This window comes from Ottowia caeni (assembly GCF_050821495.1).
Lineage (GTDB): Bacteria > Pseudomonadota > Gammaproteobacteria > Burkholderiales > Burkholderiaceae_C > Ottowia > Ottowia caeni.
In genome coordinates this window covers 162120-176015 of sequence record NZ_CP151080.1, presented here as the reverse complement: position 1 = coordinate 176015, position 13896 = coordinate 162120, and the positions used below count along the sequence as shown (strand labels likewise).

At 61.8% G+C, this 13896-nt stretch carries 13 protein-coding genes; 7 read left to right on the top strand and 6 right to left on the bottom strand.

Features of this window, described 5'->3' with window-relative positions; translation table 11 throughout:
* Window positions 1–32: 32 nt before the first annotated feature.
* Window positions 33–749 (top strand): VIT1/CCC1 transporter family protein, encoded by a 717-nt coding sequence (locus AAAK34_RS00885; RefSeq protein WP_231698699.1) that lies wholly within the window; start codon window positions 33–35, stop codon window positions 747–749.
* A 79-nt stretch (window positions 750–828) separates the two neighbouring features.
* Here the strand turns inward: AAAK34_RS00885 and mnmA are convergent, their stop codons facing one another.
* From mnmA to AAAK34_RS00870, 3 genes are all read right to left on the bottom strand, one after another.
* Entirely contained in the window at window positions 829–1950 is a 1122-nt protein-coding gene (gene mnmA, locus AAAK34_RS00880; RefSeq protein ID WP_231698700.1) for a tRNA 2-thiouridine(34) synthase MnmA, read from the bottom strand.
* 199 nt (window positions 1951–2149) lie between these two features.
* Complete coding sequence (locus tag AAAK34_RS00875; RefSeq protein WP_231698701.1) at window positions 2150–2905, bottom strand: sulfite exporter TauE/SafE family protein; 756 nt, start codon at window positions 2903–2905, stop codon at window positions 2150–2152.
* A 129-nt stretch (window positions 2906–3034) separates the two neighbouring features.
* Window positions 3035–3493, bottom strand: a complete 459-nt coding sequence (locus tag AAAK34_RS00870; RefSeq protein WP_231698702.1) for an NUDIX hydrolase — start codon at window positions 3491–3493, stop codon at window positions 3035–3037.
* 339 nt (window positions 3494–3832) lie between these two features.
* Here AAAK34_RS00870 and AAAK34_RS00865 point away from each other — a divergent pair, with 339 nt between their 5' ends.
* From AAAK34_RS00865 to AAAK34_RS00840, 6 genes are all read left to right on the top strand, one after another.
* Window positions 3833–4975 carry a Re/Si-specific NAD(P)(+) transhydrogenase subunit alpha gene (locus tag AAAK34_RS00865; RefSeq protein ID WP_431777633.1) on the top strand — a complete coding sequence of 381 codons (1143 nt, stop codon included), beginning with the start codon at window positions 3833–3835 and terminating at the stop codon, window positions 4973–4975.
* 25 nt (window positions 4976–5000) lie between these two features.
* The gene (locus AAAK34_RS00860) at window positions 5001–5885 is read left to right on the top strand and encodes a hypothetical protein (RefSeq protein ID WP_431777632.1); all 885 of its coding nucleotides are present in this window, start codon (window positions 5001–5003) and stop codon (window positions 5883–5885) included.
* 63 nt (window positions 5886–5948) lie between these two features.
* Window positions 5949–6272 (top strand): NAD(P) transhydrogenase subunit alpha, encoded by a 324-nt coding sequence (locus AAAK34_RS00855; RefSeq protein WP_431777593.1) that lies wholly within the window; start codon window positions 5949–5951, stop codon window positions 6270–6272.
* Window positions 6269–7705: an NAD(P)(+) transhydrogenase (Re/Si-specific) subunit beta gene (locus AAAK34_RS00850; protein WP_431777631.1), complete on the top strand. Its 1437-nt coding sequence runs from the start codon at window positions 6269–6271 to the stop codon at window positions 7703–7705. The genes AAAK34_RS00855 and AAAK34_RS00850 overlap by 4 nt, the downstream gene beginning before the upstream one ends.
* 564 nt (window positions 7706–8269) lie before the next feature.
* A complete protein-coding gene (locus AAAK34_RS00845; RefSeq protein WP_231697734.1) occupies window positions 8270–9967 on the top strand; it encodes a long-chain-fatty-acid--CoA ligase in 1698 nt (565 codons plus the stop codon).
* A 21-nt stretch (window positions 9968–9988) separates the two neighbouring features.
* Entirely contained in the window at window positions 9989–10744 is a 756-nt protein-coding gene (locus AAAK34_RS00840) for a 5'-methylthioadenosine/adenosylhomocysteine nucleosidase (protein WP_231697733.1), read from the top strand.
* A 111-nt stretch (window positions 10745–10855) separates the two neighbouring features.
* Here AAAK34_RS00840 and AAAK34_RS00835 read toward each other — a convergent pair whose 3' ends face one another.
* From AAAK34_RS00835 to corA, 3 genes are all read right to left on the bottom strand, one after another.
* The gene (locus AAAK34_RS00835) at window positions 10856–11398 is read right to left on the bottom strand and encodes a hypothetical protein (RefSeq protein ID WP_431777630.1); all 543 of its coding nucleotides are present in this window, start codon (window positions 11396–11398) and stop codon (window positions 10856–10858) included.
* On the bottom strand, window positions 11395–12108 hold the full coding sequence (locus AAAK34_RS00830; protein ID WP_431777629.1) for a hypothetical protein: 714 nt from the start codon (window positions 12106–12108) through the stop codon (window positions 11395–11397). Before AAAK34_RS00830 ends, AAAK34_RS00835 begins: the two co-directional genes overlap by 4 nt.
* 771 nt (window positions 12109–12879) lie before the next feature.
* Window positions 12880–13866, bottom strand: a complete 987-nt coding sequence (corA, locus tag AAAK34_RS00825) for a magnesium/cobalt transporter CorA (protein ID WP_231697730.1) — start codon at window positions 13864–13866, stop codon at window positions 12880–12882.
* Window positions 13867–13896 lie beyond the last annotated feature (30 nt).

Sequence of the window (13896 nt, the reverse complement as noted above, 5' to 3'; positions counted from 1 at the left end):
TGGGGCTTCCTCCAGCAGCACTACCACGCAACATGGCACGCCACTCTCCTCGCGACACGCACGGCGAATCCCATAACGTGCACAACGCCGGCTGGCTGCGCGCGGCAGTACTGGGCGCCAATGATGGGCTGATCTCCACCAGCGGCCTGGTGGTTGGCATGGCTGCGGCGGGCGTCGAGTTGCGCACTTTGCTGCTTACGGCAGCTGCGGGCCTCACGGCAGGGGCTTTTTCAATGGCGGCCGGTGAGTATGTTTCAGTAAGCTCTCAGGTCGACGTCGAGAAGGCAGATCGGGCCGTCGAAGAGCGCGAACTCGCGGAGCAGCCCAAGTCTGAACTGCAAGAGCTCACCAGCATTTATCAGCGGCGCGGGCTGACGCCTGAACTGGCCGCGCAGGTGGCTCGCGAATTGACCCAGCATGACGCGTTGCAAGCGCACTTGCGCGATGAATTGGGCATTACCGATCACAATGTTGCGCGGCCAGCCCAAGCTGCCCTGGCTTCGGCAGGCGCTTTTGTTGCCGGTGCTTTGCTGCCGATCCTGGTTGTGCTGCTCTATCGCGGCCCTGGCCTGACGACGGCTCTTACGGCATCCACGTTGGTGCTGCTCGGTGTATTGGGTGCGGTTGCCGCAAAGCTGGGCGGCGCGCCCATAGGAAGAGGTGCTGTGCGCGTGATTTTCTGGGGCGCGTTGGCGATGGGGGCGTCGGCTCTCATAGGCAAAGTTTTCGGGACCGGCGCGGTAGTTTGAACACTCGGGAGACGGCCCGCGTAGGCTGCGGTCCCCTGGTGAGTGGCAGGGCGTTCGTTGGCCTGTTCGGCGGAAGGCTTCAGGCCGAGTGGGTGGCTGACGCGATGACGCCGCCTCCCAGGCAGACTTCCCCGTCGTACAGCACCGCGCTCTGTCCGGGTGTGACGGCCCACTGATGCTCGTCGAAATGTAGACGAAAATTCCCTGGCGCTTCGTCCAGGGTGAGCACGCAGGTCGCATCCTGCTGGCGATATCGTGTTTTTGCTGCCATAGAGCCGGGCGAAGGGGGCTCATCTGCCGTCCAGGCCGCGTCATTGAAAACCAGTTCGCGCGATAGTAGCCACGGATGATCGTGGCCTTGCACGGCATACAGAATGTTGCGTTCCATATCCTTGCGCGCGACGAACCAGGGGGCATGCTCGCCTCCTCCTCGTGCAGCGCCTTTCTCCTTCACACCGCCGATACCCAGACCTTGGCGCTGGCCTAAGGTGTAGAACGACAGGCCTACGTGCTCGCCGATGGTGCGGCCCCGTTCGTCCTTGATGGGACCTGGCTGGGTGTGCAGGTAACGGTTCAGGAACTCGCGGAAGGGTCGTTCGCCAATGAAGCAGATGCCAGTCGAGTCTTTTTTCTTGGCGTTCGGCAGGCCGATCTCCGCGGCTATGCGCCGCACTTCGGTCTTCAGCAGTTCGCCCACGGGGAACATGGTCTTGGCCAGTTGCGCCTGGTTCAGTCTGTGCAGGAAGTAGCTCTGATCCTTGGAGGGGTCCAGGCCCTTGAGTAGTTCATGCCGGCCGCGTGTTTCGTTGTGGCGCACCCGCGCGTAGTGGCCCGTGGCGATCTTGTCGGCACCCAGACGCATGGCATGGTCTAGAAAGGCCTTGAACTTGATCTCGGCGTTACAAAGGACGTCCGGGTTAGGAGTGCGCCCAGCCTGGTATTCGCGCAGGAATTCGGCGAAAACGCGGTCTTTGTATTCTGCGGCGAAGTTGACATGTTCGATTTCGATGCCGATCACGTCCGCCACTGCCGCCGCGTCGACAAAGTCGACGTTTGAGGAGCAATACTCACTGTCGTCGTCATCTTCCCAGTTCTTCATGAAGATGCCTACGACTTCGTGCCCCGCCTTTTTGAGCAGGTAAGCGGTGACGGCTGAATCCACGCCACCCGAGAGGCCAACAACGATGCGGTGCTTTTGCATGGGTGTGAATTATCCGGGGTGGAGGAAAAGCTTGTCATTGACTGGCGCTTCTCACTCGAACAACCCATCAGAAGCATCGTCATCTCCCCCTGGGATCGCCAAGCTCCAGCTTGGCCTTCTTGCTTCCGGTGAGCGCTGCTGTTGCCAAGCTGGCGCTCGGCGCTCCCGGGAGCGAGCTCAGGTAGTTGTACTCCGCATCTCAACTGCGCACGAAAAACAGCGCGCTCATCGTCAGGCCCGTCACGATGACGATGGCTCTCACAACACGCGCTGGCATCAGGCGTGCCAGGCGCGCTCCCGCAAACCCGCCCAGTGTGGCGAACACGGCCATCAGCAGCGCCTGCTTCCAGACAATGGCGCCACCGATCGCGAACGCGATGACCGAGACTACCGAAAGGACGAAGGAGTTGAGATTCTTGAGCGCGTTCACGGTGTGCATGCGCTGCTCGCCGCACACCAGGTACAGGGCCATCAGCAAAATGCCCAGACCACCGTTGAAATAGCCTCCGTACACCGCGACGGCCAATAGCCCAGGGCGGCGCCAGCTTGCGAGGCCGCCTCCGCTGCCGCCCCCGGCCCAGCGCGACAAATGCGGCCCAAAAGCAAACAGAATGGTGGCAAACAGCAGCAGCCAAGGCACTACGCTGGAGAACACTGACGCCGGGGTGACCAGCAAAAGCAGCGCGCCAGCCACCCCTCCAATGGAGCTGAGCACGACTTCTCGTATGAGAAGTGTCCGCGGCAGCGCCGCCAACTCCGCCCGAAAACCCATTGTGCTGCCAAGGTAACCGGGCGACACCGCCAGCGCGCTCGTGGCATTGGCAGCTATGGGCGGTACGCCGGTCAAGACCAGCGCCGGGAACGTGAGAAAGGTGCCGCCACCCGCTATGGCGTTCAGTACCCCCGCTCCGAAGGCGGCGGAGGAGAGCAGGAGGAAAGATGTGATGGGGTCCATGAAGAGGATGCTCTGCGGATGAGGAGGTTCAAAGTCGGAGGCTGCAGAGCACGCCTTGCCGCGGGAAAGAGGGTTTCGCCCGGCAGTTGGCGCTGTCTGCTGGAGGCGTCATCGGCTGCGGGGTGTGCTTCAGTCTACGGCAACCACCGATAAATCAAAACCCTGCCCACGCATATGGTCCTGCACACAGCGCCACACCAGTGGGCTACGGTGCCGGCTTTGGCTGGCCTCAATCTCGGCAGGAGTCATCCATAGCGTGCGTACGATGCCTCTGTCCAGAGTCGGCGCAGGATCGGCAGGCCTGGCGTGACCGCGAAAGGCAAAACGCATCCAGGTGGTCGGCTCGCCGGCGACATCATTGCTGCTGGCCATGTAGACGCCCAGCAAGGCAGTGGGCGTGAAAATACAGCCGGTTTCTTCAAGGGCCTCGCGGGCGGCACCGTCCGCTGGGGACTCCCCGGGCTCCAGGTGACCGGCAGGGGTGTTTAGGCGCAGGCCGTCTGACGTGTGTTCTTCCACAAGCAGGTAGCGTCCATCTTGCTCGATCACCGCTGCCACGGTGACGCTGGGCTTCCATCGAGTATTCATGGCGACGCATTATGCGGTGGTGGTTTGTCTAAGGTATTCTGCGCACGTCCTGCTACGCTGCCTTTCGATCCCGTGTCATTTTCTTGTGCCGCGTGAGAGACGCACTGATATGGATGCCCTGCATCACCCTCGCGAGTCGGTGGTAGTGCGGATCGCCCGAGGCCGTGCTGCCACAGGCCGCAGGGAGTTATACAGGGCATCCATATAGGGCACTGAAATTGAAATGAAGCACAATGCGGGCCCAAGAGGTTTGCTAAGCTCCAAGTCCGACGGGCGACTGAAGCGGGTGGCAAGTCGATCGAAGTGCTTGCCCCAATTCCTGAACGAGGAGAATTTCCCATGCTTATTGGCGTGCCGACCGAGACGGCGGCTGGCGAAACACGTGTCGCGGTAACCCCGGAGACTGCCAAAAAACTCATTGCCCAAGGCCACTCGGTGCGTGTGCAATCAGGGGCAGGGCTGGCGGCCAGCGTCACCGATGCGGCCTATCAGGCTGCGGGGGCCGACATGACCGATGCCGCGGGCGCTCTGGGTGCCGACATGGTGTTGAAGGTGCGAGCGCCTTCAACGAGCGAACTGGCGCAAATGAAGCCCGGCGCGGTGCTGATTGGCATGCTCAACCCCTTTGATGCCGAGGGTCTGCAGCGCCTGGCGTCGGCCCGTCTGACGGCATTTGCCCTGGAGGCGGCGCCGCGCACGACGCGTGCGCAGAGCATGGACGTGCTCTCGAGCCAGGCCAACATTGCGGGCTACAAGGCGGTCATCATGGCGGCCGACCGTTATCAGAAGTTCTTCCCGATGCTGATGACCGCTGCGGGCACGGTGAAAGCGGCGCGCGTGGTCATTCTGGGGGTGGGGGTGGCGGGCCTGCAGGCCATTGCCACGGCCAAGCGTCTGGGTGCGGTGATTGAAGCCAGCGACGTGCGCCCGAGCGTGAAGGAGCAGGTTGAATCGCTGGGCGCGAAGTTCATTGATGTGCCCTATGAAACGGCCGAGGAGAAAGAAGCGGCTGAAGGGGTGGGTGGCTATGCACGCCCCATGCCGCAAAGCTGGCTGGATCGTCAAAAGCTGGAAGTGGCCAAGCGGGTGGCGCAGGCGGATGTGGTGATTTCCACGGCGCTGATTCCTGGTCGCGCGGCGCCGGTGCTGATCACCGAGGAGATGGTGGCGAGCATGAAGCCTGGCTCGGTGATCATTGACATGGCGGCCGGCAAGGGTGCGGTGAATGCGGACGGCAGCGTGGGGGGCAACTGCCCGCTGACCGAGGCGGACAAGACGGTGGTCAAGCATGGCGTGACGCTGGTGGGCGAGACCAACCTGGCGGCGCTGGTGGCTGCAGACGCCTCGGCGCTTTACGCGCGCAATGTGCTCGACTTCCTCAAGCTGGTGCTGCCCAAGGATGCCGGTTTCACGCTCGATCGCGAGGACGACATCGTGGTTGCCTGCCTCATGGCGCACGAAGGCGCCGTCACGCGTGCATGATTGCGCTGCAAAGACAGAGGCAAGCATGAACTTGAAGTACACCACGACCACCATCGTCCGCCCACTGGGTGTCTGGGCCGGCGCCTTGGTGATGGCTCTGCTGACGGCTGGCTGTGCCGCATCATTGCAAACCGGTTCGTCCCCGGGGGCGGTCAATGCCGCCAATACAGCCAGCACGGCGAGCACAGCCGGTGTTGACGCCGCGTCGCCGCAGATTTCTGTGCCTCCCACTGCGGTTGGCACCTGGTATGACCTGGGCGCCGAACGGCTGTCCTGGCTGGGCGGGGAAGGAGCCGTGCCTGTGTCCGGCACCAACGCATCCACCAGGGCCGTCGGCCTGCAGCGCGAGGACGGCCGCTGGCTCGCGGTGGTCGTAGCGCAGCGGGCCCCTGTGGGCAGCGTGGCGGCCTGCCCGCAGCATGACAGCATGCACGTGGGCCAGGGCAGCCCGAGCGATTGCCTGCGAATGCGGCGTGACGCCGACCTTGACCGCTGGCTACAGACCCAGCATGCAGCTCTGTGGCAATGGACGCAGGAGCGTGGTTTCGACAGTCGGCCCCGAGCATGGGTCGGCCATCGTGTGAGCAGCGGTGGGCAGCTGTTTGAAGTGCACGTGCTGCTTGATCCCGCGCTGATTGAGCCCGTGACTCGCAACAATAGCGACTTTCTGGCTGGGGGGCAGCCAGGGCAGCAATGGGCGCGCGCGCTGGCCGCCGCAGCTCGTGCGGCCGCTGGTGGAGCCCCGCTCGCGGTGCCACCGTTCCCCTTCGCGCCAGGGATGGCTTCGCCCAAGACCCCTGAAATCGCAGAACCCGTCGTGACTTCCCCTGCGCCGCCTACACAGGCGACGCAGGTGCCGCAGCGGCAAGCGCCTTTGGCACCTTCGGCGCCGCGACGCGACCGCGAATAACGGCGCCCGCCCACCGTTTTTCCCGATCCCCCTGATTCCCCCGATTCCCTTCAGGATATCCCCATGGAACTCGCATCCCCGACGATCATTAACCTGATCATTTTTGTGCTGGCCATCTACGTGGGTTACCACGTGGTCTGGACGGTGACTCCTGCGTTGCACACGCCGCTGATGGCGGTGACCAACGCCATCTCGGCCATTGTCATAGTGGGCGCCATGCTGGCGGCCGCACTCACCGAAGGCGGCCTGGGCAAAGCCATGGGTGTGGCGGCGGTGGCGCTGGCGGCGGTCAACATTTTTGGCGGCTTCATGGTCACGCGCCGCATGCTGGAGATGTTCAAGAAGAAAGAACGCAAGGCGCCTGGCGCCGAGGGAGGCAAGCCATGAGCACCAACTTAGTCGCACTGCTGTACCTGGTGGCCAGCGTCTGCTTCATTCAGGCGCTCAAAGGCCTGAGCCACCCCACCACCTCCATCCGGGGCAACCTCTTTGGCATGGTCGGCATGACCATTGCTGTGCTCACCACCGCGGCGCTCATTGTGCAGCTGGCCGGCTCCGGGCTGGGGCTGGTGTGGGTGCTGCTGGGCCTGGTGGTCGGCGGCGGCTACGGCGCCTGGCGCGCCAAGACCGTCGAGATGACCAAGATGCCCGAACTCGTGGCATTTTTTCACAGCATGATTGGTCTGGCGGCGGTCTTGATCGCTGGCGCCACCGTGGCCGAGCCCTGGGCCTTCAACATCACCGACCGGCCCGTCAATGGCGTGGGCGGGCTGATTCCGGGGGGCAACCGCATTGAGCTGGCGCTGGGCGCCTTCATTGGCGCCGTCACCTTCAGCGGCTCTGTCATAGCCTGGGGCAAGCTCTCGGGCAAATCGAAGTTTCGCCTGTTCCAGGGCGCGCCCGTGGTGTTTCCTGGCCAGCACTGGCTCAACCTGATCCTGGGCGTGGTCGCGCTGGTGTGCATCGCCTGGTTCTGGCAGACCCAGGAGGCGCTGCCCTTCATCCTGGTGTGCCTGCTGGGCTTTGTCATTGGCGTGACCCTCATCATCCCCATTGGCGGGGCCGACATGCCGGTGGTCGTCTCCATGCTCAACAGCTACTCGGGCTGGGCGGCGGCGGGCATTGGTTTCAGCCTGAACAACTCCATGCTGATCATTGCCGGCTCGCTGGTGGGCTCCTCGGGCGCCATTTTGAGCTACATCATGTGCAAGGCCATGAACCGCTCCTTCTTCAACGTCATTCTGGGCGGATTTGGCGGAGAAGCGGCGGCCGCCAGCGGCGGCGCGCAGGAGCAGCGCCCGGTCAAGAGCGGCAGCGCCGACGACGTGGCCTTCATGCTCAGCAACGCCGACAGCGTGATCATTGTGCCCGGCTACGGCCTGGCGGTGGCACGCGCGCAGCACGCGGTCAAGGAGATGGTGGACAAGCTCACCGAGAAGGGCATTGTGGTGAAGTACGCGATTCACCCGGTGGCTGGCCGGATGCCTGGGCACATGAACGTGCTGCTGGCCGAGGCCGAGGTGCCTTACGACCAGGTGTTCGAGATGGAAGACGTCAATGGCGAGTTTGGCCAGGCGGATGTGGCCATCATTCTGGGCGCCAACGACGTGGTGAACCCGGCGGCGCTGCAAAAGGGCAGCTCGATCTACGGCATGCCGATTCTGGAGGCGTACAAGGCGCGCTCGGTGATTGTGAACAAGCGCTCCATGGCGGCGGGCTACGCGGGTCTGGACAACGAGCTGTTCTACATGGACAAGACCATGATGGTCTTCGGCGACGCCAAGAAGGTCGTTGAGGATATTGCCAAGGCGATTGAGTAAGTGCAAGGCGCAGTCCACCCGACGGGTTACGGGTGGCTGCGCGGGATTCGCCCGGTATTCCGCCGGGCATTTAAGAGCCGGTTCAACCCAGATTTTCCATTAGGCGCACCTTCGGTGCTCCTTGGGCGTCAGCGGTGCATTTGCGGTCATTTCGGCCCCTCTTCGTCGCCCATAGCTACGGCTATGGGCTCCTCAGTCGGGACCAAACTGCCTCGCAACTGCCCTCGCTGCCATCCCAGGCCCTAATGGGAAATCTGGGTTCAAAGCGAAGATCGGGCGAGTCCGAGCCCGGCGGTGCGACGGTGCGGCATTGGCGATCGCCGCGCGGTGTTATATTTTGATTTCTTAAGTACTCAAAATTCCGATGGAGCGTGAGTTGCGAGATATCATTTCATCTCTGCCGCCTTGTATCGGGATTCCGCGCTGAAAGTTGCATCGCGAGTAGAAAGCATGTGGCGGCTGCACTTTGATCGGGCCCTTAGGGAAAGCCCAGAGTCTTTGTCTGGGCCATCGGCGCGACAATACCAAGTTATTCAATGTTATTTCACGCAGGAGAACCCCCGCATGTCTGAACGGATCTGGCTGAGCAGTTACCCCGAGGGCGTTCCAGCCGACATTGACCCAGCGGCCTACCAGTCGTTGGTCGCGCTGATGGAAGACAGCTTCGCCAAGTATTCGGACCGCGTCGCATACAGTTTCATGGGGCGCGACGTGACCTATGCCGAAACTGATGCGCAAAGCCGCGCCTTGGCCGCCTACCTGCAGGGCCTCGGCCTTGTGAAGGGCGATCGGGTCGCCATCATGATGCCCAACGTGCCTCAGTACCCCGCCACCGTGGCGGCTATTTTGCGAGCGGGGCTGGTGGTGGTGAACGTTAATCCGCTGTATACGGCGCGTGAATTGGAGCACCAGCTCAAGGATTCCGGTGCCAAGGCGATCGTCATCATCGAGAACTTTGCAGCCACCCTGCAAAAATGCATTGGCAGCACACCTGTAAAGCACATCGTGCTCGCCTCCATGGGCGATCGCCTCGGGTGGCTCAAAGGGTTGATCGTCAACACCGTGGTGCGCAAGGTCAAGAAGCTGGTGCCTGAGTTCAGCCTGCCCAGCGCGGTGCGCTACAACGATGCCGTGGCCAAGGGGCAAGGCGCGTCGTTCACTGCGCCAGCGATCGGGCCTGACGATCTGGCGGTGCTCCAATACACTGGCGGGACCACGGGCGTGTCCAAAGGTGCCATGCTGCTGCACCGGAACCTGATCGCTAACGTTCTGCAGTCTGAGGCATGGAATGCACCGGCCATGAAGCTCATTCCCGCAGGCGAGCAAACCACGGCCGTGTGCGCGCTACCTCTCTATCATATTTTTGCGTTCACGGTGAACATGATGCTGTCCATGCGCAATGGCGGCAAAAACATCTTGATCCCCAACCCGCGGGACATGAAAGCCACGCTCAAAGAGCTTTCCAAGCACACCTTTCACACCTTTCCGGCCGTCAACACACTGTTCAACGGGTTGGCGAATCACCCGGATTTTGGCACCGTCAACTGGAAGAACCTCAAGGTGTCGCTGGGCGGGGGCATGGCGGTGCAGCGCGCCGTAGCCAAACTTTGGCTGGAGAAAACGGGCTGCCCGATCTGTGAAGGCTATGGTTTGTCTGAAACCAGCCCTTCGGCCACCTGCAACCCCGTGACCTCTCGGGAGTTCAGCGGCACCATCGGCGTGCCGATTCCTGGCACCTGGGTCAAGATTATTGACGACGAAGGCCGCGAAGTCCCTTTGGGACAAACTGGGGAGATCGCCATCAAGGGTCCGCAGGTCATGGCCGGGTACTGGCAGCGGCCAGACGAGACCGCGAATGTAACGACGCCCGACGGCTACTTCAAGTCGGGTGACATAGGCGTCATGGACGAGCGCGGTTTCACAAAAATTGTCGACCGCAAGAAAGACATGATCCTGGTGAGTGGCTTCAACGTCTACCCCAACGAAGTTGAAGACGTTGTGGCTGCCATGCCTGGGGTACTGGAGGTGGCGGCTGTCGGCGTGCCGGATGAGCGCATGGGCGAGGCCGTCAAGCTGGTGGTGGTCCGCAAAGACCCGAACCTCACGGAAGATGCCGTGCGTGCGTACTGTCACGACAACCTTACTGGCTACAAGCGGCCGCGCATCATCGAGTTTCGCAACGAACTTCCCAAGACCAACGTTGGTAAGGTATTGCGCCGCGAGCTGCGCGAACAGGGCAGCAAGGTGGTTGGCGTTGACTGACCGCTTCCTCTTGCTTCAGGTATGTCCCGGTTAGGCCTCATAGCCGCTCTCCGTCCGGAGTTGGCGGCAGTCCTCGATCGTATGCCCGACGAGCGCAGGCAGGTTATCGCGGGGCGTGAGTACTGGAGCGGCCATTGGCATGGCCACGAGCTCGTGGCCGTGCTCTCGCGCATCGGCAAGGTGGCTGCTGCCACAACGGCCACCGCGCTGATCGAGCGTTTCGCAGTCGACCAAGTTGTTTTCACCGGCGTGGCCGGTGGCTTGGCGCCGGGCGTGGCGGTGGGCGATGTGGTGGTGGCTTCGGAGCTGCTGCAGCACGACCTTGATGTGTCGCCGCTTTTTCCGCGCTACGAGGTGCCCCTGATCGGCTTGTCTCGTTTCTCTGCCGACGCCACGCTTTCACAAGCGTTGGCGAGCGCATGCAGGAGTGCTCTGGTGTCCCCCTTGGAAACGCTAGGACGCGAGGCGACGGTAGAGTTCAACCTGCATACGCCTCGCGTGCACCAGGGCCTCATTGTCAGCGGTGACCGATTCGTGGCCACCAGTGCGGAAAGCAGAGTGTTGCGCGATGCCTTGCCGGATGCTCTGGCTGTCGAAATGGAAGGCGCTGCTGTAGCCCAAGTCTGCCATGACTACGGCGTTCCCTTTGCCGCTCTGCGCACCATCTCTGACCGAGCCGATGATGCTGCGCACGTAGATTTTCAGCGCTTCATTGATCAGGTCGCCAGTCGGTATAGCGCTGCGGTACTGGAAGCGTATTTCAGTAGCTTGGCCTAAACCCGCTTTGCACTTCATCCCGATCAGCACTAACACTGACTCGCGAGGGAGAAGCAGGGCATCCTTAAGACAAGCTGATTCTGGATCTGTCTTGAGTAAGTGCCATTCGCCCTAGTCCAGGATCCGCCGGAAATCGCCTTCCGCCTGAATCTCATGGCGCCCGTCAGTCGATGCCAGTTGCAGTACAAACCGTCCAGTGATGTGTTTGCCGTCGACATCATCGATGATGAACTCGCCTGATCTGGTGACGTATTCGGCTCGTGGCGGGTGCTGTCCCGTGGGTACGATCACCATGAAGCCGCGTTTACCGTCCGGCGCGGCTGCCGGCATATCGCGGTGCAACGGCAGGACGGGGTAACGGCCTGGCTTAAGCGTGACATCGCGAAAATTCCCCAGGACCATGGTCAGGTCGAAGGGCAGGTCTGGCGAAGGTGGGTCTGTGAACAGGCCGATGGTGGCATCTGTGCGTGCAGGGTCGGCCTGAATGCGAGCCCATTGAACCTTCGGAATCTGGAACTGGCCGTTCATAGCTCCAGACAGGCGCAAGCGAAAACCCTGCGTACCCGGATCTGCCTGCGCTGGCAGGGGCGTACTGACGGCCAGCAGGGCGCTTACACAAGCCGCAGCAAAAGAAACAGTGAACTTGCTTTTCATTTGATGGACAACCTGGTGACTTTATCCAAGCTCAGTACGGTTGCGTAGCCGTCATGGTCGCCAGTCTGTTCGGAGGCTAGGTCCAGCTGGTTGTTCAGATTGAGACAGCCGAGGTGGCTGGCGCGCGCATGCCGAACCAGTGCGGCCTGCATGTGCTGGCGCGACTGGCTGAACGAAACGTAGTCGTGCGCCACACCTTTTTCCCGGCTGGAGGCGCCTATCCAGACACGTCCCAAGGCGCTCTGGTAGGGGCCGAAGAAGCGGGCATGGTTGTTGGAGAAGGCCCACATGTAGTCCGAGAAGGCGTGGTCCTTGGTGGCAGGCTGTTGCGTGTACAGCTTCCCATTCATTTTGCCGAAGTAGCCGCTGCTGTGGCCGGGGCGCGGGCCAAACCCTGCGCGGCTGAAGGTGTCAACCAGGCGCTGTGCGGCCTCCTCGTCGCTGTTGGCTGCTGGGTCGATGACGATCATATTGATCGGCTCGCGCATCAGACGGCCATCGGCGAGCTTGCGTCCGAGCCAGGAGGAATACTGGGTGTTGTCGTCCTTGTCGATCATGAACCCGTCGATCGCCGGCAATGAGGAGGCAATGTTAGGCGGGACGGCGGGGCATGCAGAGTCGGCGGAATTCAGGGTGGCGCATGAGGCTAGGCCAAGGCAGCCGGTCAGGAGGAGCGCGCCGCGCAGGTGTGACAGCAATGGTGAAGGCATGGCCATTGAGACAGATGGAAGGAGCTTTGTCGCTGCTAGTGGGGCTGCCCTATCGGTTCAGGGTTTTTGCTTCTGTTAGGTCAAAAGTCTAGCATGCGGAGGGGGATTGTTTCTGCGTTGGATAGGTGAAAACTCCTGCCTGGTGTTGGGAAATTGAGGTCGGAAATTGGGGTCAGATTACTATTTTTGCGTGCAGGGAATTGGGTTCTGTTCTTCGGGTTAGGCTGTATGCCGGGATGTGCGCCCGGCAGCGCAGTATCTTTCTTTTGCTCCGCCACCGGATCGCCGGCCGAAAGAAAGATACCAAAGAAAAGGCGGACCCCACGTGGCGTGTCCCTACGCTTCGCTTCGGGCAACCTGCGCTACTCACGCAAGGGGAGGCGCCGCTGCACTCCCTTTGTTCGCTTCGCTCACGCCGGTCAAACAGCAGCGGCGAGTCAGTTCACGAAGCAAGGGCATCTTGCAGTGCCCTTGCCCTCCCCCTGCGCTGCGTTGCTCGGCACTCCCCGAGGGGCGGGGAAACCTGACCCGGGCCATTGCTTCGCTCGGCCTTGATACCAAGCGCAACCGGTCAGTAGCGTAGAGGAAATCAGTCGTGGCAGCCGCGGAGCTGGCTGCGTCCCCCCTCGGGGGATGGCGCGCCAGCGCCTCAGTACCCAAGATCAGACGGCCGCGGAGCAGGCCATACGCAGGCAGCCGCGGAGCTGGCTTTGCCAGTCCGCAGGCTGCGTCCCCCCTCGGGGGGGATGGCGCGCCAGCGCCTCAGGGGGCTCACTTCAACCAGCCGCGGCGCCGAAAGTACCACATGGGCAACATGGCGCTCGCGACCATGATCCCAATGGCCCAGGCGTATCCATATTTCCAGTCTAGCTCCGGCATGAATTTGAAGTTCATGCCGTAGATGCTCGCCACCAAGGTGGGCGGCAGCAGGGCTACGCTGGCAACGGAAAACAGCTTGATGATGCGGTTCTGGTTGATGTTGATGAAACCCACCGTCGCATCCATCAGAAAGTTGATTTTGTCGAACAGGAACGTGGTGTGACCATCCAGGGAATCAAGGTCGCGAAGAATCTGCCTGGCTTCGTCGAACTGCTCGGCGCCCAGCATCTTGCTGCGCATCAAAAAACTCACGGCGCGGCGTGTGTCCATCACATTGCGTCGAATGAGCCCGTTCAGGTCTTCCTGCCGCGCGATCGCCGCCAGCACTTCGCTGGCTAGGGAGTCGGTCACATGGTCGGAAAGAACCTTTTTACTGGCCTTTTCCAGCTCGTCGTAGATGCCCTCGAGCGTGTCGGCCGAATACTCGGCGTCGCCATCGTAGAGCTTGAGCAGAACCTCCTTCGAGTCAGCCAGCAGGCCCGGCATGCGCCTCGCACGCATGCGCAACAGGCGGAACGCCGGCACTGATTCGTCATGGATTGAAAACAGCACGCCATGGCTTCGAAGGCTTTCGTTGACCAGGTTCAGGATGAAGGCCACACGCACTTGGCGCGGTTCGTCCCAGTCGGCCACCAGAAAGTCGCTGCGAATGTGCAGTTCGCCGTTGTCTTCTTCGTAAAAACGCGCCGACTCCTCGATGTCTTCATCCATCGCGTCTTCGGGAATCGACAGGCCGTAATGTTGCTTGACCCAGCGTTTTTCTTCGGGCGTGGGGTCTTCTAGATCCACCCAGATCGGGCGGAAATGGGACAGCTCTTCCAGCGATTCGATCTCTTCCTGGAACAACCGGCCATTGGTGAGCGTGAAGATGTTGAGCATGGCTCCCTCGGCTTGGGCGGACTGGCGCTG

What these genes read in the sequence shown, in the direction of transcription:
- AAAK34_RS00885 (WP_231698699.1), top strand. Translation starts at nt 33, where the DNA reads ATGGCACGCCACTCTCCTCGCGACACGCACGGCGAATCCCATAACGTG.
- mnmA (WP_231698700.1), bottom strand. Translation starts at nt 1,950, where the DNA reads ATGCAAAAGCACCGCATCGTTGTTGGCCTCTCGGGTGGCGTGGATTCA.
- AAAK34_RS00875 (WP_231698701.1), bottom strand. Translation starts at nt 2,905, where the DNA reads ATGGACCCCATCACATCTTTCCTCCTGCTCTCCTCCGCCGCCTTCGGA.
- AAAK34_RS00870 (WP_231698702.1), bottom strand. Translation starts at nt 3,493, where the DNA reads ATGAATACTCGATGGAAGCCCAGCGTCACCGTGGCAGCGGTGATCGAG.
- AAAK34_RS00865 (WP_431777633.1), top strand. Translation starts at nt 3,833, where the DNA reads ATGCTTATTGGCGTGCCGACCGAGACGGCGGCTGGCGAAACACGTGTC.
- AAAK34_RS00860 (WP_431777632.1), top strand. Translation starts at nt 5,001, where the DNA reads ATGAACTTGAAGTACACCACGACCACCATCGTCCGCCCACTGGGTGTC.
- AAAK34_RS00855 (WP_431777593.1), top strand. Translation starts at nt 5,949, where the DNA reads ATGGAACTCGCATCCCCGACGATCATTAACCTGATCATTTTTGTGCTG.
- AAAK34_RS00850 (WP_431777631.1), top strand. Translation starts at nt 6,269, where the DNA reads ATGAGCACCAACTTAGTCGCACTGCTGTACCTGGTGGCCAGCGTCTGC.
- AAAK34_RS00845 (WP_231697734.1), top strand. Translation starts at nt 8,270, where the DNA reads ATGTCTGAACGGATCTGGCTGAGCAGTTACCCCGAGGGCGTTCCAGCC.
- AAAK34_RS00840 (WP_231697733.1), top strand. Translation starts at nt 9,989, where the DNA reads ATGTCCCGGTTAGGCCTCATAGCCGCTCTCCGTCCGGAGTTGGCGGCA.
- AAAK34_RS00835 (WP_431777630.1), bottom strand. Translation starts at nt 11,398, where the DNA reads ATGAAAAGCAAGTTCACTGTTTCTTTTGCTGCGGCTTGTGTAAGCGCC.
- AAAK34_RS00830 (WP_431777629.1), bottom strand. Translation starts at nt 12,108, where the DNA reads ATGCCTTCACCATTGCTGTCACACCTGCGCGGCGCGCTCCTCCTGACC.
- corA (WP_231697730.1), bottom strand. Translation starts at nt 13,866, where the DNA reads ATGCTCAACATCTTCACGCTCACCAATGGCCGGTTGTTCCAGGAAGAG.